Here is a 25,644-nt window from a genome sequence, read left to right as displayed (position 1 = left end):
CAATAGACTTCTTTCCAAACATAATAAAACTCCCTTTCTCAACTGGATATCCTGACTGGCTATATGAGATGTTTTTTAGAAAATAAGATTAGTAGAAGATAAGCAGGAATGTGTAATAGTTATTTTGTCGGATATAGCAGTCTATTTATTAATATTTATAGATAAAATTGGTTAAAAAATAACAAAAATCGACTTTTTATGTCAATGAAAGAAAAAAGGGAATCCCGACTATCCGGGATTCCCTTCAGTTATGAGTAGAGAAAGAGAGAGTAAGATACAAATTTATGAGTACAAAGATATATATGACTTAACGATTAATTTATTCATTAAAATAATTATCGGTTGGTTGTGCCTCCAGACTCTGCACGAGATACAACTTTAGTACGGTATTGATCTTGCATCAGGCCGATTCGTGGGAAAATAGTATTAAGTCCGCTGAATTGAGCTTGAATTTGTGGATTATTGGAACGGAAATCTAAATTTTTAGCATCGTAAAATTGAGCATCTGCGATATTGGTCAAATTCAGATTATCTTGAACGGTGAATGTACCATTTTTTGGAGTAGTTACAGCGCCAGTCTGAACAAATACATTATTGGAAACGTTGGAGCCGTTCGGGAATTCCGGATGCCAGTTCGGATTTAGAATATCCGACCAGAGATTGGTGGTATAGCCATAGGTCGCTTTCAGATCTTTACCGTACTGCAACCACGCGCCGGAAGTTGGATTTTTGCTGATTAGATTTTGTGCATAGGCACCTGTAGCAGTATAACCACGCTGGATACCACGATCATCGATTTGTGCAGCTTTTTGAACATCGATCAACAGATTATTACGTGCTAGGTTATCATGTCCGCCACCCATCAGGAAGCCGATCTGAGACTGCTGGATAATGTTTTTGCTTACTACATCGCCACTATCGCCATCGTCAAAGTAGAAACCATGTGAACGCTGGTTATGATGGATAAAGTTGTAGCGTAATACGTTGCCATAGGAAGTCCAATCCTGCGGTGTATAAAATGCACCAGTGTCGCCTTCAACAAGGGAAGTATTATGCACTTCATTATATTCAATTAACAGATTATTGTCGGAAGGATATTTGATAGCTGCTTTTGGCGTATCGTGTACCAAATTGTGATCCACTGTGACACCGACAGATTCGCGAATAACAATACCTTCGAGGCTGGACAGTGTACCTACACGATAGATATGGTTATTGGTAATGCGGCTGTTGGAGTTTGTCAGGTTGGCGCGGTTGCCGGCAAAACCGATTGTAATCCCGCTTGCACCCACTTCAAATACATCATTACTCATAATTACGTTATTATTACCATAATAATCTACAATACCGCTTCCAGTAACATAAGATACGTTATTACCTGCGAGAGTAATATGATGGGAACGTTGTAACTCGAATCCATTACCCATACCGCCTTCCACATTAAAACCAAGGAACTGGATATAGGCAGCATCGTTGAATTTAACGATTGAAGATTTATTATCAGAGATCGTTACGACCTGATTAGTCATATCGCCAGTAGGATAGTAATAGATTTTGCCATCTTTAAAGTCCAGCGCCCATTCGCCCGGCTGATCAATTTCATCGAGGAAGTTGATCGCTTTCCATTCTTCTAGTCCACTGCCGGCACGATAACTAACGCTTGTATCTGGAGTAAACGGTATACTGTTGGGAGCTGTCAGTGCGTATACATTGGAAGTAGCAGTTGCTGATGCACCGATTGAAGGAATAGCCAGGGTCGGGAAGTTGTAAGCATCGGATAAAACCGTAACAGGTGATTGGGCAATAGTAGGAAGAGATGAAATGGCAGGAGTAGAAGTGGATAAATTAATAGATGTCGAGTATACGTTGTTAGTGACATTATTTGACTGGATAGTCGGGTTGGAAGGGACAATCGTTCGGCTATATTTGTCTCCCATACCGCCATTTGGAATATCCTGCAGCGAGATAATGGATTCGGCTGGATAGATGGCACCGACTTTGCTGGTTACCGGGCTCCAGGCTGTTCTCCAGAATCCTTTGAGATAAAGATCGTGTCCTTGTTCGATCGATCTTTTCCAGCGTTCGGCACGATTGGTATGATCCGCATCCAGCTCGTCAGCGGTTTCTCCATCTTCCGGAATGCCGCCTTCACCGTAATAGAAGGATTTGGAATCCGCTGATCCATTGGCTGTTGCCCAGCCAACACGATTGGCACCTGTTGCTTCATTTCGGTTTGGCCATTGAGAGATCGGTTGACGAACACCATCGACGATCAGATCTGCAATACCCCATTTTTCCGTAAAGGATGTTCCGCCTTCAAATCCGGCAATATTTTTGATACCGAGAGCGGCAACGTCAAGCTCGCGCAGCTTGCTTGCACTTACAGATGGATTTACACGGGCAGCAGCGTCAGCGTTCAGTGGCTTCCAGAGCGTAGGGTCGATTCCTTTACCTGTAGTCAGATGGACCGTCTCGCCTGGATAACTGCGATAAATAACAGGTTTGTCAGCTGTACCGGAATCCTGGGGGAACATCTCCAGTGTGGCCGGCAGAGTGTATGTTCCGCCTTTGACCCATACCGTTACGCCACCAGCTGGCAAAGCGCCTTTATAGGCACGTACAATAGATCTCGCTTTGGTGATCGTTTTGAATGGAGCTTCTTTGGTACCTTTACCAGTGATGTCGTCTCCCTTGGTGTCTACATAGATGTTAGCACCCGTCTGTGGAATACTGCCGCTGCTCAGTGTCTGGCCTGTCGCTGCATAAGTGGTTCCGGTTTGTCCAGGTAAGAAGCTGATCAACAATGATGCCGACAAAGTCAGTGCAGTCAATTTCTTGAATGTAATCATGTTGTATTACCTCCTGAGGTGTGGGTGTACCGGCTAACAATCCGGTAGGTAAATAATTTGAAAGGTCGAAACATTTTTACTTGATCCGTGAAAATACTAAAGGGTATGGTTTAGAAAGAATATCTAAAGTCCTGTATGGAGAATTTTAAATTAGAAGTTTGGTGGTTCCAAGTCCCTATGAGTTCTAGTCTTCATAGGTGAAGTAAAAATGTTCCTTTCAATATAATTAAGTATAATATATAAAAAATAAACAGATAATCGCCAATAATTCCCATCTTTTCTATAACTAATAAAATGTGAAATGAGAAGAAGGTACCTAGGCAATGGCTACTTCTTCTTCTTTTTAGGAAGTCAGTCAGCTGATTTTCCCGGTCTATCAGTGAACTCCCGGGATTTAATCTAAACGGTCCTACAAAAAAATGCCCTTGATGAACTCAAGGGCAGGATAAAATATAATATTATAAATTAATACTATTTATTTCCATATTTTTATATAAAATTCATGATTAATTAGGACGGTATGCATCTTTAAACAGTCCAATCTGTGAATAGGTAGTATTAATGTCTGGAAATACAGATAATACGACAGCATTACGAGTATAAGTCTGGACATTATAGGGAGATTTGCCAAATACCTGCAGATCTGTTAGCCGAATATCATTGATCCGGGTATTATGGGCAATCATGACTACTCCTTTTTTGGGAGAAGCAATTGGTCCAGTATCAACCAGAATATTATCGAAGAACCTTGATCCATTCGGATACTGCGGATTCCAGTCAGGATCAAGCACATCGGGCCATAGATTATGCGTATTGTATCCATAGGTGGTAGCCAGTACAGTGCCGTAGCTTTTCCATGGTTCAGCAAAAGGATGCTTCTCGAGCAGCGGCTGTGCCTGTTCGCTGTCCGGTGTATAGTTGCGCTGTATGCCCCGGTCGTCAATCTGCACCGAAGCGGCGTTGATAATTAGATTGCCATAAGCCTGATTATAATGTCCTCCGCCAAAAATAAAAGCTTTGGAGACATCGCTGATAATATTATTATAGTAGGTATCTCCGCTGTCTCCATCATCTGCGTAAAATCCATTGGCTCTTGGACTGTCATCAATATGGTTATAGCGCAGTACATTTCCATAGGAGGACCAGTCCCTCGCGGTATAAAAGGCACCAGCATCTCCATCGATCAGGGAAACATGATGCACTCGATTGTATTCGAATAGCAGATCATTGCTGAATGCATAACGAATACCGTGCTTGGGCATGTCATGGAGCAGATTATGCTGGATTGTAACCCCGATCGATTCGGTGATGATCATGCCCTCCAGATGGATCAGGCTGCCGATATCATGAATATGATTGTTGACGATCTGGGTATGGGAAGGAATCAACTGCATTCGATCCCCTGCCTGACCGACACTGATCCCGAAGCTTCCTGTCTCATAGATATCATTGCTTCTGATGACATTGTCATGTCCGTAATAATCAAGAATGCCCCCACCGCCAACATTGCGGATGGTATTACCTGCCATTGTAATATGATGGGAGTGCTTGAGTTCAATCCCGTTATTCATGCCGCCTTCGATTGTCAGCCCGATGAACTGGATATAAGTAGCATCATTCATTTTGATAATCGGACCGGACCGATCGGCTACTATAATATCCTGATTGGCAATATCACCGTTTGGATAGTAATAGATTTTGCGGTCTTTAAAGTCCAGTGCCCATTCGCCGGGTAAATCAATCTCATCCAGCAAGTTAACGGCCTGCCATTCTTCCTTGCCTGTACCTACGCGGTATACCTGATTGGTTACAGTAGGCGGATCCGGCTGTTCGGTGTATACATCCTGATAGACGCTATCCTGTACACGGTATACACTGTTATCTACATTCTGCGCATTCGACGAACCTGCATAAGGATGGAGATGCACAGAAGGACCGGAAGCCGGTGGCTCTTCAACACCAGGTGCCGCCTGACTCCATTTAGACCCGATGCCGCCTTCGGGTACATTAAGCAGCCGGATTAGATTGCGATCTGCGTCAATCTTTTGTACCTTGCTCATAACCGGATCAAAGTCTGTCCGCCAAAAGCCGCGCAGATACAGGGAATGACCTTGCTCTACCGAGTTCGCCCAGCGGATGCTGCGTGCTGTTCCGTCTGCATCCATATCATTGGTCGTAATACCATCCTTTGGTTGACCACCAGGACCATAATAAAAAGACTGTGCATTGGCGGATCCATTCATGGTGGCCCAACCGGGACGTCCGCCGCCAACTCCCCGATTGGGATTCGGCCACTGGGATATCGGCTGACGGGCGCCATTGACGATCAGATCGGGAATTCCCCACTCCTGGATAAAAGTTGTACCACCAGGGAATCCCTCAATATTCCGTATACCAAGCGCTGTCAGATCAAGCTCTCTCAAATCTCCGGCGTACACGTCAGGATGAACACGTGCAGCAGCTTCGGGAGACAGCTGGTTCCATGCGGTTGAAGGAATAACTTTGGCTGTAGTAATGACAGCCTGTTCGCCTGGATAACTACGGTAAATCACAGGGCTGCCTTCAGAGCCTGAATCCGTTTCCTGAAATTCAAGTGGAGCAGGCAGAGCATACTTGCCGCCTCGCATCCAGACAGTTATCCCGCCCTCGGGCAGCGTGCTATAGGTGTCACGGATGACGGATCGTGCTTTGCCTAGTGTACGGTAGGGACGTTCCAGCGTACCATTGTTAAGACCGTCACTTCCGGTTGGAGAGAGATAGATGTTGACCGGTGTGACAGGAGCCAACCCGGAAGGAAGCTCATCTATACCTGCTTGATCGGCAGAAGATGTACTACCGGCAGCATGAGCAGGAACACTGGTGGACAATAAGAGCAGTATACTGGTCATCAGACACAGCAGCTGCAGTACATAATGACCGCGTTTCATTATTTCACTCCTTTTATAATAGAGAATATGAATAGAAGAACATAACTGCTTGTAGGCAGAATTAGAGCAGGCTAAAGTATTACCTGGCATTGATATAATAAATTATAGTTGTTTTGAAACAATTTTATGCAAATTAATCCAAAAATATTATAAATATGATAAAATATAGCACTAAGTCTTTAAAATGAGATATTGATCAGTGGTTGTCAGAAAGCAGAATTTTTATTTGAAAATAGTTGTGAAACGGGCTCTTGAAGCGGATTGAAGCAGCAGGACGCCGGGTTATAATGAAGTAATACAGTAGATGATGTACTGAAGGCATAGAAGTATGTGGAAACAGGTATGGATTCGATATTTAAAAGACTGCCGGATCCATATATCCTGCAGTAGATATAAAAAAAGCTGCTGTACCGAAAAGGCACAGCAGTTCAAACGTTTCAAGATTAAGCGCGATCCAGCAGAGTCTGGTAAGTGGATGCATTCATACCTTTCACAAGACGAATCAGCAGTTCTTTGGCTGCATCATAATCATCGGTATGAATAATGGAAGAAGATGTATGGATATAGCGGGCACAAATACCGATAACGGTCGAAGGAACGCCGATGCCATTCAGATGAACAGCGCCTGCATCTGTTCCGCCCTGGGATACAAAGTACTGTACCGGGATATGATGGGCGCTGGCTGTATCCTGAATATATTCTACCATTCCGCGGTGGGTAAACATGGTCGGATCATAGATACGCAGCAATGCGCCTTTGCCGATGTGGCCGAAGGCATTGCGGTCTCCGGTCATATCATTGGCAGCGCTGCAGTCCAGTCCGAAGAAAAGATCCGGCTGGATCATTTGTGCAGCAGTGCGGGCGCCGCGAAGTCCGAGTTCTTCCTGCACGGTAGCGCCGGAATAGACGGTACCCCCGAGTGTTTCACCATGAAGTGCCTGCAGCAGTTCAATCGCGAGACCTACCCCGTAGCGGTTATCCCAGGCTTTGGCCATAATTTTCTTGGGATTGGCCAGTGGAGTGAACTCGCAGACCGGGACGATCTGTAGACCGGGACGGATACCGAGCGATTCAGCTTCTGACCGGTCATCTGCACCAATATCAATATACATGCTGCGGATGTCTACCGGTTTGTTACGCTGTTCTGGACTGAGCAGATGGGTAGGCGTAGAGCCGACCACTCCTGTAATCGGTCCATCGTCAGTAATAATATGCAGCCGCTGTGCCAGCACGACCTGGCTAAACCAGCCGCCCAAAGGCTGGAACAGTACAAGACCCTGCTCCGTAATGCCTGTCACCATAAATCCTACTTCATCAAAATGTCCAGCTACCATCATTTTTGGGCCGCTTTCTTCACCGCGCAGCACACCGAACAAACTTCCCAGCCGATCCTGTACAAATTCATTGGTATACGCAGACATCTTTTCCTTGACCAGCTGACGCAGTTCCCGCTCAAAGCCGGAAACGGCAGGGAATTCAGTTAATTGTTTAAACATCTGAAGTGTGTGTTGATCCATTCGATTGTTCACTCCTTAGCATGATTTGGCTCATATCAGTATGAAGGCACTGTCGAAAAATGTCCAACCATCTCCATAACCTTTTGGTACATGTAACCATTTTTATTTCATCCAAAAGTGACTCTATCCTATCCTTCATGTACAATATATGGTATACCAGTATTTCTGTTATGAAATATTCTTATATAGTAAAAATAATCCAGCAGCAGAAAATGGATTTTGTCGAATCTGCTAACTGGTGCTTTTGAATCTATGAACCTGATGTAGGAGGTTTTTAATATATGCCGGCACGTAAGGAATCGATGCACGTTATCGCAGCTGTAAGATCCAACCTGGAATCATGCATACTTGGCAAGTCTTTTGAAATAGAGCTTCTGCTGACTGCTCTGCTCGCAGGTGGACATGTCCTGATTGAGGATGTTCCCGGTACAGGCAAGACGCAAATGATCAAGGCGCTCGCAAAATCAATGAGCGGTCAATACCGACGGATTCAGTGTAATCCGGATTTACTGCCGAGTGATATTACCGGCGTATCTATTTTCCATCCACGCGATGAGCAGTTTTATTTCCGGCCGGGTCCGGTAATGACCAATATCCTGCTTGCCGATGAGATCAACCGCGCTACAACCAAGACTCAATCAGCGCTGCTGGAAGTTATGGAAGAACGCAATGTTACGGTAGATGGAGAGACGCATCCGCTGCCGCATCCATTTATGCTGTGTGCGACCCAGAACCCGATTGATTTTGAAGGAACCTATATGCTGCCCGAGGCGCAGCTGGATCGGTTTATGATGAAGATTACGATTGGCTACCCAGATGAGCAGACCGAGAAAAATCTGCTGCTTCAGCAGGGAGCTGCAGGCCAGCCAGTGGATCGTCTGGAGCCTGTAACCGATATGCAGAGTATTGCCGATATCCAGCATGATATTCGGGGAGTGCATATGGACGAATCCGTCAGCGATTATCTGGTACGAATTATCCGTGCTACACGGGAACATCGTTCCGTGCTGCTGGGAGCAAGTCCGCGTGCTACACTGTCCTTTATGATGGCTGTCAAAGCCTATGCTTTTATTCATGAACGCGATTTTGTGCTGCCTGATGATGTAAAGCGTCTAGCACCTTATATTATCGGTCACCGTATTCTGCCTCGTCCGGAAGCCCGGATGGAGCGGATGGGCGCAGACCGGATTATGCATCAGATTCTGGAGCAGATCCCGGCTCCCGTATCGGTGGGGCCATAATATCATGAGAGCATTATTTTCATATTTGCGGCTCAACCTGCAGCGCCAGCACCAGCCGTCCAAATTATGGCTTGTTGTGCTGGTATGGATCGGTTGTCTATTGTATATGCTTTTTCAGGGTGGCAAAACGTCGGTCATGTTATTTTCCATGGTGACACTGCTGTCTCTGTATCTGATTGGCGGAGGCTTTCGCGGCGTGGGACGCGCGCGGGGCAGCCGTCATTTGTCTATCGGCGGTGATCATAGCGAAATTATTCATGCAGGTGATCAGGTACAAGTTCGCCTGAATGTAACGATTCCGGGATTCCTGCCACTGCCTTATGTGATTGTTCGCGAGACACTCAAACGCCATAACGGCGAATCCTGGTCTTTTGAGGAGAGTCTGATTCCGAGTATGCGTGGCAAGGGAGAGCTGCTGTTCCAGACGCCGCCGCTGGAACGTGGACGTTATCGTTTTTATGAAACGGAATGTATCAGTGAAGATATTTTTGGATTATTGGAGAACAGAGGCAAGTTCAATGCACCAGGAGAGTTTCTTGTGCTGCCACGAACGGTTTTTGTGCCTTACTGGGAAATGGGTTCAAGACACTCCCGTCTTGGCGGACAGCAGACATCGCAGCTGATGTCCCGGCCAGAGACGAATCAGATTAATGGCGTACGCGACTACGTATATGGTGACCGTATTTCCCGTATTCACTGGAATGCCACAGCACGTACCGGCATCTGGAAATCCAAGGAGTTCGAGCACGAGGCATTGCCGAAGACGGTGCTGGTACTGGATGGCATGGCTGAACATTACGAGTCGGGTACCCAGTTTGAATTGGCTGTCTCGGTCGCTTCTTCGATGCTGGAATATGGTATGCGTGAGCGTATGGGAATGGGACTCTTTACAATCGGTGAAGAAAATTATTCATTCCTGCCGACGGATCACGCTTCCGACTGGCACCGGATGCAGGTACATCTGGTCGATATTATGTCGGATGGACGTGGAGAGATGCTGCACAAACTGGAAAAGGATGCACGTCTGTTCCCTGCAGGTTCGCTCTTTGTTCTGATCAGCCCGCTCCAGGGAGATAAAGCCTGGGAAGCGTTCCAGTTTGCAAGACTGCGTCAGATGAATCCGGTACAGATCCGTATTGAGAGCCCGGATCAACAGGGAAATGGACAGGAGAATACGGTTGATCCTGTACGGGGAATGTCCAGCTATACGCTGAATTCGCTGGATCAGCTACCGCTGGTTTTAGGAGGTAGAACCCTATGATGAAATGGTGGAGCGGTATTCGAAGCTCCTGGTATTACTCACTGTGTCTGCTGTGGGTAATGATTATTGCTTATCAATGGATTCAATATGCAGCAGACATCTGGTATACCGAGACGACGCTGCTTGTACTCGGAACGATGGCTGCTGTTGCGGTTATAGATATTATACTGCCGGTGAATGCCTGGTACCGACTGCTGATCAAGCTGGTCGCTGTGATTGTGGTCGTCTATTATGCTCTTGATTATAACGGGATCTTTTTCTGGCAGCCGGGCGAGTCTTTTACTTCGAATCTGGAGCTATTCATTGAGACGCTTCGGTCGTATGTATGGTTTGTCATCTCGGCCTGGGTGTTGCTAGAGGTGTCCGCGCGTATTGGTACGTCGCGCCGGGCGATTATTATGTTCGTTGGTACGAATATTCTGGCGCTCGCGGTACTGGATTCTTTTACTTCGGCAACATTATGGCAGGAAGTGGCATGGGTCGTATTTGCTGGAATGGGCTGGCTTGTTAGTAATCATTTCCGTTATTTTCAGGAAAGATTCCCCAAGGGCTGGAAGCATCTTCGTAGATACCCGCTAAAAATTATATTCAATATTGCGGTGATTTTTTCGATTGTACTGCTCGCCGGAATCAATATGCCGGAGATTCAACCGACACTCAAAGATCCATATACCGCCTGGAAAAATTGGCGCGGAGAGTCGGTAATTACGATCAATGGATCCAGTCCGCTGAATGGTCAGGGTGCTTCGTCCGGTTACAGCCGAGAAGACTCCAATCTGGGTGGCGGATTCAACTTTGACTATACGCCGGTAATGACAGTAAACACTACTAGCCGTAGTTACTGGCGCGGGGAGACCCGACTGGCTTATTCGGGTACAGGCTGGATTGACCGTTCCAGTAATGGCTGGAGGGAACTGGACCCGGTAGAAGCTGGCGACAATCTGTCCCTGGATGAAAGTTCGGATGTAGAGAAGCGTACAGTCAAACAGCAGGTCAAAATGCTGTCCGACAATAAGACGACATATCCGGTGCTATTCGGTGCTTATACGATTGCCCGTATCGAAGATGTGAATGGTGGGGACGATACGAGCCAACTGGACTGGCGCAGTAACAATGGGGAAGTTCACTGGAGCCAGACCCGGCAGAATCGCCAGTATCCCGAATCCTATTCGCTCGTCTCCCGAGTACCGGTTGTTCCGATAACCAAGCTTGAAAATGAAACCTATAATCAGCTGTATGAAGGCAAATCACTGGAGCCGTATTTGCAGGTTCCATCAGATTTCCCCAAACGGGTCAAAGATCTGGCGAAGGAAGTAACGGCTTCGGCAGAGACGCCTTATCGCAAGATCGAACTGCTGCAGCAGTATTTGCAAAACAATTATGCCTATACCAACAATCCCGATTTGTCCCGTAAAAAAAGCAGCGACTTTGTCGATAGCTTTTTGTTTGAGATCAAAGAAGGATATTGTGATTATTATTCCACCGCTATGGTTATGATGGCACGTTCGCTGGATATTCCGGCACGCTGGGTAAAAGGTTATGCTCCTGGTCAGGCATCCGGTTATGTCACCAATGACTATTTCCCGGACGGTGCAACGGAATATACCGTAACCAATGCAGATGCTCATTCCTGGGCAGAAATTTATTTTGCCGGTTATGGCTGGATTCCGGTCGAAGCAACACCAGGATTTGATATGCCGCTGCTGACTGAGAATGTACAGACACCTGCAGCAACTCCGGATACACCGGAGCCGGAAGCAGAAACGCAGCAGCCGGAAGCAAAAGATACCAAGACACCGGTACAAGCTTCTGATTATACTGTGCATCCTGCGATTATCTGGAGCGCATTGGTTCTGATCGTTGCCTGGGCGGGATTTATGCTGTATCGTTATCGCCGCCAACTCAAAGCTGCATACATGCGTATACGCTATGGAGAACCGATGACACCACAGCAAAAAGTCATGGAGGAATCCAAGCGCTGGCTGAGCTGGATGAAGCGGCATGGCATGGACCGTCAATCCCATGAGACGCTGAGAGAATCCGTAAGCAGGTGGCGGGAAATGCGTCCCGAGCTGGGCGGAGTACTGGATAAGATGCTGGCTCTGTTCGAACGGGCGAAGTATAGTCCGGAAGTTGTCACCGAGGACGAATGGGTATCCATGAAACAGTATGTACAGGATTTACGAAAGTTATGGCGCAAATCTGCCGCAAAGTAGTATAATGAATAAAGTGCGTATTGGACGATCTCGATAGAGTATTATCCTTTATTGTATTATGGTCACAAAAGAGCCAGAGTATCCCGATCAAAAAAATACCATGAAGTTCAAAATAACGCCGCATAGCGGCGTTTCTTTTTGTCAGAGTGGTTAAATTTATGATATAGTTTGTCGTATGAAATCGAGGTGAATAAAGCTTGTTTGAATTGCTCATTCCTAAATTACGTGTAAACACTGTATTTGATATTAATCTGGAAAAGCTGTACGCCCAGGGGTATCGGGGGATCATTACAGACCTTGATAATACACTGGTTGGTGCCAAATCACCTGCAGCTACGCCTGAACTGATAGAATGGTTCGCCAAAGTAAAAAAGTACGGATTTGAACTGATTATTGTATCCAATAACAAAATGGACAGGGTGTCCCTGTTTGCGACTCCGCTGGATATTAAGTTCGTGCATGCAGCACGTAAGCCGTCCAATGCCCCTTTCCGGAAGGCGATGAAATTGATGAACTGCCGCGATGATCAGACGATCGTTGTGGGGGATCAGCTGTTGACGGATGTGTATGGAGGGAATCGTCTGGGCTTATTCACAGTTCTGGTGCTGCCTATCGCTCTCAATGAAGAGGGCTGGCGAACCCGGTTTAATCGTCAGGTGGAACGGCTGGCAAGAACAAGACTTCGCAAAAAAGGCTTATGGTCTGAGGAGGAACGCAATAAATGACAGAATTGAGCGGATTAACCGCTGGAACCAAATGCAGCGGCTGCGGTATTGTGCTGCAGACCGAATCCCCGGATCATCCGGGCTATATACCGGCACAGGCGCTTGAACGGACACCACTGCTGTGTCAGCGCTGTTTCCGTATACGCAACTACAATGAATCGTCGACAGTAACGGTAGATCAGAGTGAATTCTTACGTCTGCTTGGTCAAGTAGGGGAACAGGATGCTCTGGTAATCCATATTGTCGACCTGTTCGATTTTCATGGCAGTGTCATCTCGGGATTACAGCGCTTTGTAGGCAATAACCCGGTAGTACTCGCTGTGAACAAAACGGATCTGCTGCCCAAAGTAACCAACTGGAACAAAATCCGTAACTGGGTTCAGAAGGAAGCCAAGGAGCTCGGACTCAAAGTAGAAGATATCGTACTGTGCAGTGCCAAGCAGAATACCGGCTTTGACCGTCTACTGGATATTGTCGGTTCGATGCGTGGTAACCGTGATGTGTACGTAGTCGGAGCAACCAATGTTGGCAAATCGACACTGATTAACCGTCTGATCTCCGATTATAGTGATCTGGAAGAAGAGTTGACCACTTCCCGTTATCCGGGTACTACACTGGATACGGTAAATATTCCGCTGGATGATGGCCATTATATTATTGATACACCGGGAATTGTATATGAATCCCGTTATACCGAGCTGGTAACCAAGCAGGATCTGGCAGCGATTATGCCGGACAAACCGCTCAAGCCGCTCGTATATCAATTGAATGAAGGGCAATCGCTGTTCTTCGGTGCTATGGCACGATTTGACTTTGTGCAGGGAGGGCATCAGTCCTTTACCTTCTATTTAAATAATCGTCTCAAAATCCACCGGACCAAGCTGGAACGTGCAGACGAGCTGTTCGCCAATCATGCAGGGGTTATGCTGGCTCCGCCGGTCAAAGCGGATCTGGACAAGCTGCCGGCATGGACACGCCACGAATTGCGTATTCCAAAAGGCAAACCGACAGATATCTTTATCTCCGGACTGGGCTGGATCAAAGCCAACAGTACGGAAGGTGCGCTGGTCGCTGTACACCTGCCAAAAGGCGTAAAAGTGATGATGCGTCCGTCGCTGATCTGATCATCTCTAAGTTATGAGGAGGATGAGAATAATGACTGACCGGAATCAGGAAAATAAATCAAATGCTCTGCTGCTTGGAGTTATGGGTGACCCAATCGGTCATTCCATGTCTCCGGTTATGCATAATATTGCGCTCGAAGCAGCTGGACTGCCTGGAATGTATGTACCGCTCCATGTAAAGCCCGATCATCTGGCCGAGGCGGTCACTGGTGCCAAAGCGCTTGGGTTTGCAGGCTTTAACGTTACGATTCCACACAAAGTAGAAATCATGAAGCTGCTTGATGAGCTGGATGAATCGGCCATCAGCTGCGGTGCGGTGAATACGGTGGTTATTCGTGATGGTCGCATGAAAGGCTACAATACCGACGGTATCGGCTATGTACGCTCTCTTCGCGAAGAAGCGGGCGAGCTGACTGGCAAGCAGGTTACCGTTCTCGGTGCGGGCGGAGCAGCCCGGGGAATTATCTACGCGCTGCTCAAGGAAAAAGTAGCCGGGATTACGATCATCAATCGTACAGTCGATAAAGCTGTGCAATTGATCGAGGAGCTGAATACATCCGGTGCAGCAATGCAGACAGCCACGTATGAAGAGCTGAAGCAGTATCTGCCGCAGACCGATATACTCATTAATACGACCTCGATCGGAATGCATCCGAATGTGGACGAGACGCCTGTGGCAGCCGAGCAGATTCCAGAAGGCATTATTGTCAGTGACCTCATTTACAATCCGATGGAGACGCGTCTATTGCGTGAAGCACGTATCCGGGGCTGTCGTACGGTAGGCGGCTTGGGCATGTTCATCTATCAGGGCGCGTATGCGTATGAATACTGGACAGGTCAGGATGCACCGGTCTCACTGATGCACAGTGCGGTGCTGGAAGCTCTGAACCATGAAAATCATTAATTATAATTAAGGGGATATTCAATGTTAACTGGAAAACAAAAACGTTTTTTGCGCAGTCAGGCGCACCATCTCGATCCGATTTTCCAAATCGGCAAAGCCGGTATGAATGAAGGAATCGTTCGTCACGTAGTTGATGCGATCGAGACGCGCGAACTGATGAAGGTATCTGTACTCAACAACTGCCTGGAAGAGCCAAAAGATCTGGCAGAGCAGCTGGCTGAAGGTGCAGGTGCAGAACTGGTACAGGTAATCGGTCGTACGATCATTCTGTACAAAGAGTCCAAAGATCACAAGCAAATCGAACTGCCAAGAGGTTAATACAGGTAGCCGGTCTGCAGGAATAAAAAATGATTCGGTGGTGGGTTCATGAAAGTCGGTATTATGGGAGGTACATTCGATCCTGTGCATATCGGGCATATGCTGGCCGCAGAGGCTGCGCTGGAAGGCTGCGGACTGGATGAAGTCTGGTTTATGCCGTCACATGTTCCGCCGCACAAGCATGCGGCCGGCGTGAGCGGTGAACAGCGTCTGGAAATGGTAGAGCAGGCAATTGGCACCAATCCGGCATTCCGTACGCTGGATATCGAGCTGGTGCGCGGTGGTATATCCTATACGATTGAGACCATTCGTGCGCTGCAGGAGCGATATGACCAGCACGAATTCTACTTTATTATCGGAGCGGACATGGTGAATTCGCTGACCGAATGGCATGGTATCGAAGAACTGGCCGAACGTCTGACATTTGTCGGCGTGGGACGCCCGGGTTCGGTTATTCATACAGAGACGATGCCTGCCTATCTGCAGCCGCGGGTGATACTGGTCAATATGCCACAGGTGGATATCTCTTCCACAGACATCCGTGAACGTCTCGCTGCCGGAAAAACAATTCGTTATATGGTGCACGATCATGTGTATGAATATATCAAGAGGAGTGGCATCTATGAATCTGACACGCGCTGAACTCATTCAATCCGTCTCCTCTCAAATGCCGGAAAAACGCTGGCGCCATACCGAGGGTGTCATGCAGTCTGCTGTTGTGCTCGCCCGGCGTTATGGAGCCGATCCCGACAAGGCTGATATTGCCGCTATTCTGCATGATGTAGCCAAATACTGGCCGAGTGACCGTCAGGAGCAGCTGCTTCGCGACAAGGCGCTCAATGATGAACTGCTGTTATACGACAAGCCGCTATGGCATTCGGAGATCGGTGCTTATGTCGCCGAGACCGAATATGGTATTGAGGATACGGAGATCCTCAATGCGATCCGCTATCATACCTCCGGCCGTGTAGGCATGACGACTCTCGAAAAGGTCATCTGTCTCGCGGATTATATTGAACCTGGTCGCGATTTCCCGGGAGTCGATCATATTCGCCGTCTGGCGGAGACCAGTCTGGAAGCCGGACTGGTTGCAGGATTTGATTCCACGATTAATCTGCTGCTCGCGCGGCGTCAGGTGATTTACCCGTTAACCGTTTTGTCCAGAAATGATCTGGTCAAACAACTTGAATTGGAGGGAGAACTTTAAATGGCATTAAATCCGGAACAATTGCTGCAAATGACAATTGACGCAGCCGAAAGTATAAAAGCTCACGACCTGGTGGCACTGGACCTGAGAGGAATCTCACTGGTAGCCGACTATTTTGTAATCTGTCATGGTAATTCCGATACTCAGGTACAATCGATTGCATCCGAAGTACGCAAGCGCGCGCATGACGCCGATGTAGTTATCCGTGGTATGGAAGGTGTAAATGCTGCACGCTGGATACTGATTGACCTTGGTGATGTGGTAGTACACATTTTCCATCGTGATGAGCGTGAATATTACAATATCGAGCGTCTGTGGTCTGACGCCAAAGTGGTGGAGAAAGTATGAGCCTGGAAGCAGGAACCATTGTTACGCTTCCCATAGGGCGTGAAGTATCCCCGTATGGCTTCTTCCTGCTCGATGGTGAACAGGAAGTCTTGATGCACTACAGTGAATTGATCGGCAAAGTAAAAGTAGGCGACCAGGTAGAGGTCTTTATTTTCCATGATACCGAAGATCGCCTGGCGGCTACCATGAAAAAGCCGCTGCTGACCTTCGGTGAACTGGGCAAGCTCAAAATTGCCGATCTGCATCCGCGTTTGGGTGCATTTCTGGAAATGGGACTGGGGCGCCAACTGCTGCTGCCAATGAGTGAACTGCCGGAGAAGCCCGAACTGCGTCCGCAGATCGGTGACGAAGTCTATGTGGTGATGCAGCATGATCGTCAGGGTCGTCTGCTGGCCCGTCTTGCAGGTGAAGAAGAGTTCAGTCCGCTGGTATTCCATGCACCATCCACCTGGATGAATGAGTGGGTGGAAGCACTGGTATACAAGCCGCTGCAAATGGGTACTTTTGTACTCGTAGATGGCGGTGTACTCGGTTTTGGTGCACTGGGTCTGATTCATCAGAACGAGCGCAGCCGGATGCTGCGTCTTGGTGAGCGGGTCAAAGTCCGTGTAACCCAGGTACGTGAAGAAGACGGACGTCTCAATCTGTCCATGATCCAGCGCAAGGAAATCGGACGTGACGAAGATTCGCAGCGTCTGCTCTCCTTCATGATGGATCGTCCGGACAATGCGATGCCGTATTCGGATCGTACCCCGCCTGATGTGATCAAGCAGCGCTTTGGGATCAGTAAGGCAGCCTTCAAGCGTGCTCTGGGCAAGCTGATGAAAGAAGGCGTAGTCGTACAGGATCAGAACTGGACACGTATGGTGGACAAGGATGCTCCTGCTGCTGAAGGATCGCCGGAATCCCAGTAATACAATGAACGAATGATTTCCAATACAGACGGAAAGGCGAGGACTGCCTTATGCAGTTCGAGCCTTTCTGTTTTTGCATCAGCCCGAAATACGGACGTGCAAAAACAGGGAAGGACGGTTAAATTAGTGCCATACCGTAAGTTTGCCTATGTATATGATGAATTGATGGAAGATATGCCTTATCCGGACTGGCTTCGTTTTGTACGTGAGGCCTGGGATCGCTATGGAATGCCGCGTACGGTAGCGGAGCTGGGCTGTGGTACAGGCAGTATTACGATTCCACTGGTGAATTCCGGCTTTCGGATGACAGGGATTGATTTGTCCTCGGACATGCTGTCGGTTGCCCGTGACAAAATGGAATCGACCCCGCAGGGACACCGATTGTTTCAGGATGGCAGTGTACAGTGGATTTGCCAGAATATGACGAGTTGGCAAATGCCGGAGCTCGTAGACAGTGTTATTTCTTTTTGTGACTGTCTCAATTATCTGACCGAACCGGAAGATGTGATTCATACGTTCCAGTCGACCTATAATGGTCTCAAGCCAGGTGGTACTTTTATTTTTGATGTGCATCATCCGAATACGCTGCGTCGTTATGATGAAGAGCAACCATTTATGCTGGATGACCGGTCGATCTCTTATTTATGGACTTGTGAGTATAATGGGGCACGCACAGAGATTGAGCATCATTTGACTATTTTTGCCCGGGTTAGTGAGGATAGTCAGTCTCTCTATGAGCGTTTTGAAGAAGTGCATATTCAGCGTTCGTATGAACAGAAGTGGCTGACTACCGAGCTGTACAAAGCAGGATTCCGCGATGTGAAATGCTATGCCGACTTTGAATGGGTAGAAGCAGGCGATGATGCAGCCCGTTTATTTTTTGTTGCGGTAAAGTAATCGGATTGTGATAGAATAATGGGATAATACGTAAGTATGAAGCTCCTGAATTATAGGAGCTTTTTTTATTTTGATAGCGGAATTCATTACATATTAGAGCAGCTGACAAATTGAGAAAAATGATGATATTTGTCGAAGCATGAATTGTGTATAATAAACATATTAGATAGAATCCTACAACAAGCAAATAATCCGGTAAATTCAATGCTACGATGATGGGGACGAGAGATGCAGACGATTACTCAGACACTGTTGAACAATCTTACCTTTTTGACGACTGTACTTTTTTTTGGCAATCTTTTTTTGAAATTTATTGAGCAGAAATTATATAAAGTGAAATGGCTGGTTCCACTGCTTGCCGGGTTGTTTGCAGGACTCATCGGGATTTGTATGATGAGCTTTTTCTCTATACGCTTGAATGAAGGAACCAACACGGTTATGGTGGATTTCCGTCAATTGGCTATTATGATTTCCTTTTATTATGGAGGATCATGGAGTGGTCTGATTTCGGCAGTAATTATAGGGATATATCGTCTGTTCAGTGGTGAGCCTTTGCAATTCAGTTCCTGGATCGGCTTTGGCAATGCCATGTTCACCTATGTAGTAACTTCATTGTGTATGCGCAAGCAGCGCGAAGTATCGCTAAAAGTATGGTTCAGAGCGATCATCGCTACATTGCTCGTCTATATTGTTGCCGTCACCATTTTGCAGGCGATAGAACATATTATGATGAATCTGTTGTTTGGACTGCTGTATATTTGTGCCGGTCTGTTCGCTTATTATATTATCCGCTATATTCAGCGAGCGGATGATACATTGATGAAAACCCGGCAAGCGGCCAATCATGACTTTTTGACCAAACTCTACAATCCGCGTGCTTTTGACCGTCTGTTCCGGCAGACGATTGAAGAAGCCAAGGAGCAGCAGCAATCCTTTGCATTGGTAGTAGTAGATATCGATTTTTTCAAAAAAATTAATGATAATTACGGACATCTGAATGGAGATACGGTATTGGTTCAGGTAGCCGAGGTGATCGGACGAACGATTCGTGCAGGAGATTACTGCGCCCGTAAAGGCGGAGAAGAGTTTGCAATTATCCTGAAGGACTGTAATGAACAGGAGGCACTGGATCTCGCCGAGCAGATTCGGGCTGCCATGGCACAGCATACTTTTGTACTGGAGGAAGGTAAGGATATTCATCTGACCATCTCGCTTGGAGTCAGCTGCTATCCATTAACCGATCCTACCCGATTGTTCCGTGAGGCTGACCGGGCGCTATATGAAGCGAAGGGGAATGGACGCAATCGGGTTGAACTGGCAGTTCGCTCAGTAGAAGAATAGATAATTATTAAAAAGGCTGTCCACTCCTGATGCTTACAGGAGAGACAGCCTTTTTGATGATTGTACTTTTATTTATGATACATAACGAATACATGGAAAGGAGCAATGGCCATCTAGATAATCGATTCCAGTGGAACTGGAAGTTGTTTTTTCTGCAAATCAACTCTGCCTGAGAAGAAGGTCGCACCACCGCCCATATCGGACAGACGATCCGGAGTCAGCGCATTGACCAGATGAGCAGGCTGATGATCGGAAGTATCCGCCCATAATCCTTGACTGACGACCACGCCAGGCAGTACGGTCTCTCCTACAGCGGCAATTAATTCACAGGAGCCATACTGGTTGGACACAATAACGGTATCACCATCCATAATTCCTTCATTTTCGGCATCAGCCGTATTCAAAAACAGTCGCGGCATTTTTTCCATACCGGCATGTTTGGCATTATTCGAGAAGGTAGAGTTCAGGAAGTTATGCGTTGGTCCCGGTACAAAAATATAATTATGGCGATCCTGTTCCTGAAGCGGAATATACGTAGGCAGTGGTGGCAATCCTATTTGGGCCATGGTACTGGAGTAGAGTTCTACTTTGCCACTTGGTGTCTCCAGACGTTCCGGATAGATCGCCGAGCGGTTTGCCTTGATATAATGATGGTCCTGCAGTGCATCATAATGAATCCCCTGTAAATACGGGTTAGCCGGATGATCCAGAGCCTGGCGGATCATCTGTTCATCGCTATCCTGCAGCTCGGTTTCTTCAAATCCCATTGCTGCTGCCAGCAGACGAAATACTTCGGTATTGGACTTGCTCTGTCCGTACGCTTCGATAATCGGCTGTCCAAGCTGCATGTAGTGGTGCCAGTAAGACGTATAGAAGTCCAGATTCTCGAACGAAGAGGTAGCAGGCAGTATAATATCGGCATAAGCTGCTGTCTCTGTCAAAAACAGATCATGCACTACTGTAAAGAGATCTTCCCGTTCCAGCCCTTGACGCACCTGTGCAGCGCGTGGCGCTACGACAGCCGGATTGCAGCTGTATACATAAAGGGAATGAACAGGCGGCTGCGTGTCGGTTAGTGCCCGGCCCAGCTGATTCATGTTAAAGGAGCGCGTATTCCGGTTTTGCAGCAGATCCGGACGTTGCAGGGCTGCTGCATTATGAGCCAGATAAGCAGAGTTGGAACGAATGGCTCCACCGCCGCGTACCAGCCATTGTCCGGTCAATACGGACAGACAGGTAATGGCACGGGTATTCATGCCGCCATTGTCATGATGCTGTAATCCATTGCCGATACGAATCATGGCCGGCGAAGTTTCGCTGTACATTCGTGCCAGTTTGTAAATATCATCCACAGGAACGCCTGTAATTCCGGATACAGTCACCGGATCATACGATTGCACATGCTCACGCAGTTCTTCATGACCAACTGTATAATTATGCAGGAAATGTTCATCCACCCGATTCTCTGCAAATAATATATGCATCAGGCCAAGTGCCAGTGCTGTATCCGTTCCGGGTAGTATCGGGATAAACCAGTCTGCCATCCGGCCGGTCTGATTACGGTGTACATCGATGACAACGATTTTGGCACCCTGTTTGCGTGCCTGCTGGGCGAGTGTGATCTGGTGCATATTGGTACTGACTGCATTGATGCCCCACAGGATAAACAGCCGGGTATGCACCGTATCTTCTGGATCGGTTCCGATACTGCCTCCCATCGTATATTTAAAACCGGCACCTCCAGCAGCTGTACAGATCGTCCGCTCAATCTGACTGGCTCCCAAGCGATAGAAGAACCGGCGATCCATGCCTTCCGCGTTAATATTGCCCATGTTGCCGTAAAAACTATATGGCAGAATGCTCTCCGGTCCATGCTCGGTGATCAAGCTTTTCCAGTGTGAAGTAATGGTCTCGATTGCCTCATCCCAGGTAATCGGTTCAAACTGGCGACTACCTTTGGGACCTACACGTTTGAGCGGCTGGGTAAGACGCTGCTCATCATAGATCCGTTCAGCCATATGTCGTACTTTATTGCATATATTGCCACGGGTTACCGGATGTTCGGGATCGCCGGCGATTTTGGTGATTTTGCCATTTTGCTTGTGAACGAGCAGTCCACACTGATCCGGACAGTCCAGCGAGCAGACCGTTTTGAAGATGCCATCCGGTTGTTGAATATAAGCAGACATGAATCACTGCTCCTTTCGATAGGGGGTTCTTTATAAGGTATGCAGAGATATTTATCTACTACCATTGCACTGACAAGTGCACATGAAAATATAAAAATGTTATAAGTCGACAGAATTAGTCAGGATTATACTGCTACATATCATAGCTTGTCCATTATAATTGCACAATCCCATTATTGAATTAATCATGCCAATAGATAGTAATCCATAATAAAATTGTAAAATTAATACAAACTGACGTAGAATAATGTGTACACTGAAAGCAGGGAGGGACAGCGGTGAAGAATCGAATTTTATTAATAGAAGATGATGTATCGATCAGTGAATTGATTCAGACGCAGTTGATCAAAGAAGGATTTGATATGAGCTGTGTTTATGACGGAGAACAGGCCCTTGAAGCATTTTCGGAAAAGTCATTTGATATGATTTTGCTTGATTTGATGCTTCCGAAACTGGATGGAATTGAAATTCTAAAAATTATCCGGGCGCAAAGTACTGTGCCTGTATTGATTATGTCTGCCAAAGATGGAGATCTGGATAAGGCTCTTGGTCTGGGATTTGGAGCAGATGATTATCTATCCAAGCCATTTTCCATGATTGAACTGACAGCCAGAGTCAAAGCCAATATCCGCCGTGCGCAGCAGTATTCTGCTCCGGTAACTCCTGCCGAGAATCAAGACAAAATACATATTGGTGAACTCAATCTGAATACGAATAATTATACAGTCTACAAAAATGAGAACGAAATCAAACTAACTGCCAAAGAATTTCGGATTCTGCAACTATTCATGACCCATCCGAAAAAAGTATTTACCAAAGCCCAACTATATCATCTGGTCTGGCAAGAAGATTACTACGGCGACACCAATGTGATTAACGTACATATGAGAAGACTACGCGAGAAGATTGAAGATGATCCGTCTACCCCTAAATATATCCAGACGTTATGGGGAATCGGCTACAAGCTGGGAGAGTTCTAGATGAATATCATTGGGACAATTATTATTGTTATGCTTTTGCTGCTCGTTGTGTTCCAGCAGCATCGTTATAGACAGCAGCAGGCCAATCTTCTATATGCATATACCAAATTAAAAGCAATTACCGATCAGCATACCGACGAGAAATTACTGCTGCAGACCGAGGATGTTCATTTGAAAGCACTGCTTACTGAAATGAATCGACTGCTGGATCACAACCGCAAGACAACCGCCTCTTATTATCAAATGGAAATATCTATCCGCAAAATGCTCTCCAATATATCTCATGATCTGCGTACCCCACTGACAGTAGTGCTTGGTTATCTGGAAATCATATTGAATGACCCCGATCTCACCCGAGCCGAAGTGGATGTTTTGCTTGCCAAAGTTCACCACAAAACAATAGAAGTGCTTCATCTAATGAACAAGTTTTTTGATCTAGTCAAACTGGAATCCGGCGATCACGAGATTGAGATTTCCCAAATCGATGTCAGTGAAATTTGCAAAGCCAATATATTAGGCTTTTACGATATTCTGACGGCGCAGGAGATAGAAGTAGTGATTGATATTCCAGAAGATCAACCTCTTATGGCATATGGTAACGAAGAGGAACTGCACCGTATCCTGAATAACCTGCTATCCAATGCGATTCAATACGGAAGTGACGGACATGTACTTGGACTATCGGTGTATCGGCATAATGATCAGCATATAGGCATCGATGTATGGGATAAAGGCAAAGGAATCGGCGAGAAACATCAGGATCGTATCTTTGAGCGAATGTATACGCTGGAAGATTCCCGAAATCGACTGTACCAGGGAAGTGGACTGGGACTGACCATTACCAAACGGCTTGTAGAGAAAATGGGCGGTGATATTTCGGTCATCAGTAAGCCTGATGAAAAGACCGTATTTACTGTGCTGCTCAAATGTCATTTGTAATATAGACGGGTAACAGCTTCGTGGTATACAGCGAATCAGGAAATTAAGAAATAAGTAAGGGTTGATTAATAAAAAAGCAATTTCACTCCTGTAAAGTCAAAGTATCAGTCATCCATTACATGGAGGAGGTAAATCCATTGACGTATCTGATCAAAACATATCAGTTAAGTAAAAGCTATGATGGTCATGCAGTAGTCTCCAATTTGAATATGAATGTCCAAAAAGGAGAGATCTACGGTTTGCTCGGACCCAACGGTGCAGGCAAAACAACAGTCATGAAAATGATGACCAATCTGATCAAGCCATCCAGTGGCGAAATCGAGATATTCGGCGAGACAGTAACCGAGCATTCCTATGAGATGCTGAAAAGAATCGGCAGTATAATCGAGTTTCCCGTGTTTTATGAAAAATTGAGCGCACGTGAGAATTTGCAGCTGCACTGCGAATATGCCGGCTATTATGACCATCTGGCGATAGAAGAAACACTCACACTTGTGAATTTGCAGGCAGTCAATAACAAACCGGTCAAAAGTTTCTCGCTGGGCATGCGTCAGCGTCTTGGGATTGCTCGTGCCATTATTACCAAGCCGGAGCTGCTGATTCTGGATGAGCCGATTAACGGGCTTGATCCTATCGGTATCAAAGAGCTGCGTGGTCTGTTTCAGACGCTGTGTCATGAGTACCGGATGACCATGATCATTTCCAGTCATATTCTGAGTGAAGTAGAACAGATCGCCGATACGATCGGTGTAATCAACCAGGGCCAGCTGATAGAAGAAATTACTGTAAAAGAGATTCATGAGCGTTATACCGAATATATCGAAATTCGGAGCGATGATGTACAAAAAGCAGTGTATATACTGGAGGAAATCCTGTGTATCGATAATTTCAGGGTGATAGATGGTGGCTGGATACGCATCTATACGTTGTCTCTACCACAAACGGAAATTGCCAAACAATTCATTCTGTATGGTATTCATATCGAGGAAATAAAGAAAAAAAGCCTTTCGCTGGAAGATTATTTTATCCATCTGCTGGATAGGGGATTACAACATGCTTAAATTAATCCGCCTTGAAATTAAAAAATATCAATTGTGGCGTTACATAAAGGGCGTACTGATTGCGAATCTCTGCTTTTTGGCACTTCTGATATTGATCTATGTAATGGAGACCAGAAGCAGTCGGATTCCTTTTGAGAGCTATGATATGGCATTTCTGATTATTGATAGTGTAGTACGGGCAACTTTCACTGTATTTGCTGCAGTATTGATCGCAAAACTGTTTTTGGAAGAATACAAGACCGGGTCGATCTCTGTGCTGTTTATGTATCCGATCAAAAGACAGAAGCTGATGATTGCCAAGGTACTGTTAATCATGATATTCACGTTTGCTACAATCTTTTTGTCGAATCTGATGCTGGGCGGATTTTTTTATCTGATGAACCAGATGCTTCATTTTTTGGCTGAACCGATGACGCTTGGTATATTTATGCATAACTTGCGGAATATACTGATTAGTGCGCTGGCTTCTGCCGGTATTGGTCTGATTCCGTTATATATCGGAATGCACCGCAAATCGGTACCGGCTACACTTGTATCCGCAGTATTGATTGTTGGTGTTACGAGTGCCACAAGTAATGATTTCTCCATGTTCTCTATCACAGCTGTCCCGGTGAGTCTGGCTGCTGTAGGGCTGCTGTCTGCCTATCTATCCATTCGCAATGTAGAGACCAAAGACATTGTGTAAT

21 protein-coding genes are annotated in these 25,644 nt (G+C 46.5%); 17 read left to right on the top strand and 4 right to left on the bottom strand.

Features of this window, described 5'->3' with window-relative positions; genetic code table 11:
• Positions 1-335: 335 nt before the first annotated feature.
• The 3 genes from WH46_RS12770 to WH46_RS12760 form a co-directional block, all read right to left on the bottom strand.
• Positions 336-2,849, bottom strand: a complete 2,514-nt coding sequence (locus tag WH46_RS12770) for a right-handed parallel beta-helix repeat-containing protein (RefSeq protein WP_046226911.1) — start codon at positions 2,847-2,849, stop codon at positions 336-338.
• 506 nt (positions 2,850-3,355) lie between these two features.
• Positions 3,356-5,776: a right-handed parallel beta-helix repeat-containing protein gene (locus WH46_RS12765; RefSeq protein WP_046226910.1), complete on the bottom strand. Its 2,421-nt coding sequence runs from the start codon at positions 5,774-5,776 to the stop codon at positions 3,356-3,358.
• Between the two features lie 443 nt (positions 5,777-6,219).
• Positions 6,220-7,293, bottom strand: a complete 1,074-nt coding sequence (locus tag WH46_RS12760; protein WP_046226909.1) for a M42 family metallopeptidase — start codon at positions 7,291-7,293, stop codon at positions 6,220-6,222.
• Positions 7,294-7,574: 281 nt separating this feature from the next.
• On the opposite strand from WH46_RS12760, the gene WH46_RS12755 reads away from it, so the two are divergent.
• The 13 genes from WH46_RS12755 to WH46_RS12695 all read left to right on the top strand — a co-directional run bounded on the left by WH46_RS12755 (position 7,575) and on the right by WH46_RS12695 (position 19,789).
• Positions 7,575-8,534, top strand: coding sequence for an AAA family ATPase (locus tag WH46_RS12755; protein ID WP_017811886.1), 960 nt, complete (start codon positions 7,575-7,577; stop codon positions 8,532-8,534).
• Between the two features lie 4 nt (positions 8,535-8,538).
• Entirely contained in the window at positions 8,539-9,795 is a 1,257-nt protein-coding gene (locus WH46_RS12750; RefSeq protein ID WP_046226908.1) for a DUF58 domain-containing protein, read from the top strand.
• Positions 9,792-12,011, top strand: a complete 2,220-nt coding sequence (locus WH46_RS12745; protein WP_046226907.1) for a DUF4129 domain-containing transglutaminase family protein — start codon at positions 9,792-9,794, stop codon at positions 12,009-12,011. The genes WH46_RS12750 and WH46_RS12745 overlap by 4 nt, the downstream gene beginning before the upstream one ends.
• 197 nt (positions 12,012-12,208) lie before the next feature.
• Positions 12,209-12,736: a YqeG family HAD IIIA-type phosphatase gene (locus WH46_RS12740; protein ID WP_017811883.1), complete on the top strand. Its 528-nt coding sequence runs from the start codon at positions 12,209-12,211 to the stop codon at positions 12,734-12,736.
• Positions 12,733-13,860, top strand: a complete 1,128-nt coding sequence (yqeH, locus tag WH46_RS12735) for a ribosome biogenesis GTPase YqeH (protein WP_046226906.1) — start codon at positions 12,733-12,735, stop codon at positions 13,858-13,860. Before WH46_RS12740 ends, yqeH begins: the two co-directional genes overlap by 4 nt.
• 31 nt (positions 13,861-13,891) lie before the next feature.
• On the top strand, positions 13,892-14,764 hold the full coding sequence (gene aroE / locus WH46_RS12730; RefSeq protein ID WP_046226905.1) for a shikimate dehydrogenase: 873 nt from the start codon (positions 13,892-13,894) through the stop codon (positions 14,762-14,764).
• Between the two features lie 21 nt (positions 14,765-14,785).
• A complete protein-coding gene (gene yhbY, locus WH46_RS12725; RefSeq protein ID WP_017811880.1) occupies positions 14,786-15,082 on the top strand; it encodes a ribosome assembly RNA-binding protein YhbY in 297 nt (98 codons plus the stop codon).
• Between the two features lie 48 nt (positions 15,083-15,130).
• Positions 15,131-15,724, top strand: coding sequence for a nicotinate-nucleotide adenylyltransferase (gene nadD / locus WH46_RS12720; RefSeq protein WP_017811879.1), 594 nt, complete (start codon positions 15,131-15,133; stop codon positions 15,722-15,724).
• Positions 15,705-16,289, top strand: coding sequence for a bis(5'-nucleosyl)-tetraphosphatase (symmetrical) YqeK (gene yqeK / locus WH46_RS12715; protein ID WP_017811878.1), 585 nt, complete (start codon positions 15,705-15,707; stop codon positions 16,287-16,289). Before nadD ends, yqeK begins: the two co-directional genes overlap by 20 nt.
• Complete coding sequence (rsfS, locus tag WH46_RS12710) at positions 16,290-16,637, top strand: ribosome silencing factor (protein WP_017811877.1); 348 nt, start codon at positions 16,290-16,292, stop codon at positions 16,635-16,637.
• Positions 16,634-17,551: a CvfB family protein gene (locus tag WH46_RS12705; protein WP_017811876.1), complete on the top strand. Its 918-nt coding sequence runs from the start codon at positions 16,634-16,636 to the stop codon at positions 17,549-17,551. The genes rsfS and WH46_RS12705 overlap by 4 nt, the downstream gene beginning before the upstream one ends.
• A gap of 165 nt (positions 17,552-17,716) precedes the next feature.
• On the top strand, positions 17,717-18,448 hold the full coding sequence (locus WH46_RS12700; RefSeq protein WP_046227259.1) for a class I SAM-dependent DNA methyltransferase: 732 nt from the start codon (positions 17,717-17,719) through the stop codon (positions 18,446-18,448).
• 228 nt (positions 18,449-18,676) lie between these two features.
• On the top strand, positions 18,677-19,789 hold the full coding sequence (locus WH46_RS12695; protein WP_052714215.1) for a GGDEF domain-containing protein: 1,113 nt from the start codon (positions 18,677-18,679) through the stop codon (positions 19,787-19,789).
• Positions 19,790-19,902: 113 nt separating this feature from the next.
• Here the strand turns inward: WH46_RS12695 and WH46_RS12690 are convergent, their stop codons facing one another.
• The gene (locus WH46_RS12690) at positions 19,903-21,978 is read right to left on the bottom strand and encodes a molybdopterin-dependent oxidoreductase (RefSeq protein ID WP_046226904.1); all 2,076 of its coding nucleotides are present in this window, start codon (positions 21,976-21,978) and stop codon (positions 19,903-19,905) included.
• Positions 21,979-22,256: 278 nt separating this feature from the next.
• Here WH46_RS12690 and WH46_RS12685 point away from each other — a divergent pair, with 278 nt between their 5' ends.
• From WH46_RS12685 to WH46_RS12670, 4 genes are all read left to right on the top strand, one after another.
• Positions 22,257-22,958 (top strand): response regulator transcription factor, encoded by a 702-nt coding sequence (locus tag WH46_RS12685; RefSeq protein ID WP_046226903.1) that lies wholly within the window; start codon positions 22,257-22,259, stop codon positions 22,956-22,958.
• The gene (locus WH46_RS12680) at positions 22,959-23,897 is read left to right on the top strand and encodes a sensor histidine kinase (protein ID WP_046226902.1); all 939 of its coding nucleotides are present in this window, start codon (positions 22,959-22,961) and stop codon (positions 23,895-23,897) included.
• A 137-nt stretch (positions 23,898-24,034) separates the two neighbouring features.
• Positions 24,035-24,958 (top strand): ABC transporter ATP-binding protein, encoded by a 924-nt coding sequence (locus WH46_RS12675; RefSeq protein ID WP_046226901.1) that lies wholly within the window; start codon positions 24,035-24,037, stop codon positions 24,956-24,958.
• The gene (locus WH46_RS12670) at positions 24,951-25,643 is read left to right on the top strand and encodes an ABC transporter permease (protein WP_046226900.1); all 693 of its coding nucleotides are present in this window, start codon (positions 24,951-24,953) and stop codon (positions 25,641-25,643) included. The genes WH46_RS12675 and WH46_RS12670 overlap by 8 nt, the downstream gene beginning before the upstream one ends.
• The last annotated feature ends 1 nt before the right edge of the window (position 25,644 follow it).

Source organism: Paenibacillus dauci, from assembly GCF_000971985.1.
GTDB classification, from domain to species: Bacteria; Bacillota; Bacilli; order Paenibacillales; family Paenibacillaceae; genus Saccharibacillus; species Saccharibacillus dauci.
This window is presented reverse-complemented; position numbering and strand designations above follow the sequence as displayed.